This is a genomic window from Streptomyces sp. W16 (assembly GCF_033194735.1).
GTDB lineage: Bacteria > Actinomycetota > Actinomycetes > Streptomycetales > Streptomycetaceae > Streptomyces.
This window is the reverse complement of record NZ_JAWOAI010000844.1, coordinates 1-2,739: the sequence shown is the minus strand read 5'-3', so window position 1 is coordinate 2,739 and position 2,739 is coordinate 1. Positions and strand designations below refer to the sequence as shown.

4 protein-coding genes are annotated in these 2,739 nt (G+C 71.0%); 3 read left to right on the top strand and 1 reads right to left on the bottom strand.

Annotated features, from left to right (window positions below; translation table 11 throughout):
* Positions 1–590 (top strand): helix-turn-helix transcriptional regulator (locus R6V09_RS50310; protein ID WP_317888117.1); only part of this gene is annotated, 590 nt, incomplete at its 5' end.
* A gap of 33 nt (positions 591–623) precedes the next feature.
* Here R6V09_RS50310 and R6V09_RS50305 read toward each other — a convergent pair.
* Positions 624–1,100, bottom strand: coding sequence for a DUF1003 domain-containing protein (locus R6V09_RS50305; RefSeq protein ID WP_442810292.1), 477 nt, complete (start codon positions 1,098–1,100; stop codon positions 624–626).
* 256 nt (positions 1,101–1,356) lie between these two features.
* Between R6V09_RS50305 and R6V09_RS50300 the strand changes: the two genes are divergently transcribed.
* A complete protein-coding gene (locus R6V09_RS50300) occupies positions 1,357–1,833 on the top strand; it encodes a hypothetical protein (RefSeq protein WP_317888116.1) in 477 nt (158 codons plus the stop codon).
* A gap of 258 nt (positions 1,834–2,091) precedes the next feature.
* Positions 2,092–2,739: ATP-binding protein (locus tag R6V09_RS50295; protein ID WP_317888115.1), on the top strand; the 648-nt coding region annotated here is incomplete at its 3' end.

Sequence of the window (2,739 nt, the reverse complement as noted above, 5' to 3'; positions counted from 1 at the left end):
TGCGCTGGCAGGGCTTCGCCGCGGTGCTGCCGTTCGCCGTGGCGGCGGACCGCCTCGGCGAGGCCACGGAAGCCGTGCGCGTCCTCGCGCCGGCGGAGGAGGCGGCACGGGTGACGCCCGCCCCGCTGCTGCACATCCAACTGCCCTGCGCCCGTGCCGTGTTGGCCCCCGACTCGGCGGCCGAGGAGCTGTACCTGGTCGCACTGGAGCAGGACCTGTCCCGCTGGCCGCTGCTCAGGGCTCGGACGGAACACGCTTACGGACAGTGGCTTCGGCGCCGTCGGCAGGCCGCCCGGTCCCGCACGATGCTGCTCTCCGCGCGGACCGCCTTCGAACTCGTCGGAGCCTCCGACTGGGCCGGCCAGGGCATGCCGGGGGCCGGCGACCCGCTGCCGTCCGCCGCCGACCTGCTCTCGCCCCAGGAGAGACAGATCGCCCTGCTGGCCGCGGAAGGCCTCTCCAACCGGGAGATCGCGGAACGGCTGTATCTCTCCCACCGCACGGTCGCCGCGCATCTGTACCGGGCCTTCCCCAAGCTCGGCATCACCTCACGCGGTGAGCTGGCCCCGCTGCTGGCGACACTGGAGTAGGCGGGGAACGCTGCCGGCCTCGGCGTCGCGGCTTCAGTCGGCGGCCGGGGTGTGCTGGGTGTCGTTCATCTTCGCCCGGTTCTGCGCGAGGAGCGTCCGTACGTCCTCCTCGACCCGCTGGGCATTGACTCCGAGAGCATGGCCCATGTGGGCCGCCCACACCTCCGAGCGGATATTGGTCTCGAAGTCGAGGTCGGCGCGGACCGTCTCGCGCGTCGCCTGCCGGTTCTGGCTCACCATCACGAAGGTCGACAGAAAGATCGCCTCAAGGCTGACGATCATCGTGAGCAGCCCGAACGGGTAAGGGTCCCAGACCGCGCCACGGCCGAACAGCCCTTCGTTGCACACGATCCAGACCGTGAACCACACCGCGTGGAGGTAGACGAACTGCATGGTCCCGGCGAAAGCGGTGATCGCGTCCGCGATCCGGTCCTGGGTCCCCCGCATCCGCGCGAGGACGGCCTGCTCGTTCGGGAGACGTATGTCCAACCCGTTGATTCCAGGGGGCACGGGCACTCCTTGATCCGTCGCTCACGAGAAACGCCGTCAGCGTAAGTGCGGGACGGGGTCGCTTCCTTGGGTCAATCGACTGCCCGCACGGCCGCAATGCTCCCGTGTACGCCGTCCGTTGCGTCGATTGACCGAAGCCGAACGGGCCGCGCCGACGGCAGAGTGACGGTCGGCTCGGACAGGTACCCCGGTCGCACATGCACCGCGGTATCGCGCGTCATCGAGCAGCGACACATCCGTCAAGGAAGGGATCACCATGTCGGACCCGACGCCGCAGAAGAACCAGGCACCCGGCACCACCCCGACCGGCCCCGCGGGGCGTCTCGCCGAACTGTCGCAGAAGGCCCAGGACGCCCAGCGGACCGTGGCGGCGAGTGTCGCCGAGGACCGGCAGAAGCTGTCAGCCGCCGTCGCCGACGCGAAGGACAAGGCCGAACAGGGCGCGCAGCGGCTGCAGTCGAGCGGGCAGCGGGCCAAGGAGAACGTCACCGGAAGCTGGAACCAGGTACAGACCTCCTGGCAGGACCATGTGGACTCGGTCCGCACGAAACTGGACGAACGCAAGGCCGAGCGCGACGCGAAGCGACTGCAGCACGCCGCCGACGACGCCGAGGACTACGCCGCCGACGCCATCGACTTCGCGATCGCCGCCGTGGAAGAGGCGGAGTACGCCACGCTGGACGCGCTGCTGGCCAGGGTGGAGGCGGACGAAGCGGCCGACGCCGCGCTGTAGTCGGCATCCGACGCGCCTTCGGGCGCGGACGGCCGGACAGTCGGGGGAGCGGGTCGTGGGACGGCACCCACGGCCCGCCGCCCTGTGCCCGGACGGCGGTGTGGGCGGCCACCGTCCTCGGCGCCGAACGCTGTGGCCGGGAACATCGACCTCCTCGCCCCGATCAGCGACGATCTTGCTGTGGAGCGACAGTACGTGGATTCTTCCTCGCCGACTCGTTATATTTCTTTCGGCAAGCAACTTGACGGAGGGGAGTCGGTGACCTCACGGCCCGGAGCGGACCTGGTGGGGCGCACGGCCGAACTGGAGCTGCTGGACTCGCTGTTGGCCGGGCGGGACGGAGCCCTCCGAGGCCTGCTGCTGCGCGGCGACCCCGGCGTGGGGAAGACCGCGCTGCTGGACGCCGCCGCGGCACGGGCCGTGGACCTCGGGACGCGCGTACTGCGCGCCTCCGGCGTGGAGTTCGAGCGCGAGATGAACTTCTCGGCGCTGCACCAGATGCTCTATCCGCTGCGCCGTCACACCGGGCGGCTCGCCGGACATCACCGTGAGGTCGTCGACCGGATCTTCGGTCTCGCGCCGGGGCCGCCGCCGGACCCGCTGGCCGCCTCGACGGCGGTACTCGCCCTGCTCGGCGAAGTCGCCGTGGAGGGGCCCTTGTTGGTCATCGCCGACGATGTGCCGTGGCTCGACCACGCCAGCGCGACCGCGCTCGGCTTCGTCGTCCGCAGGATGAGTGACCACCCGATCGCCTTCCTGGCCACCCTGCGGACCGGAGTGCGCGGCATCTGCGGCCAACTCGCCCTGCCCGTACGGGAGATCGGGCCGCTGACCGAGGCGGAGGCGGCGCAGCTGCTGGACGCGCGTTGGCCCGGGCTGGGGCCCTCGGTCCGCCGGCGGACACTG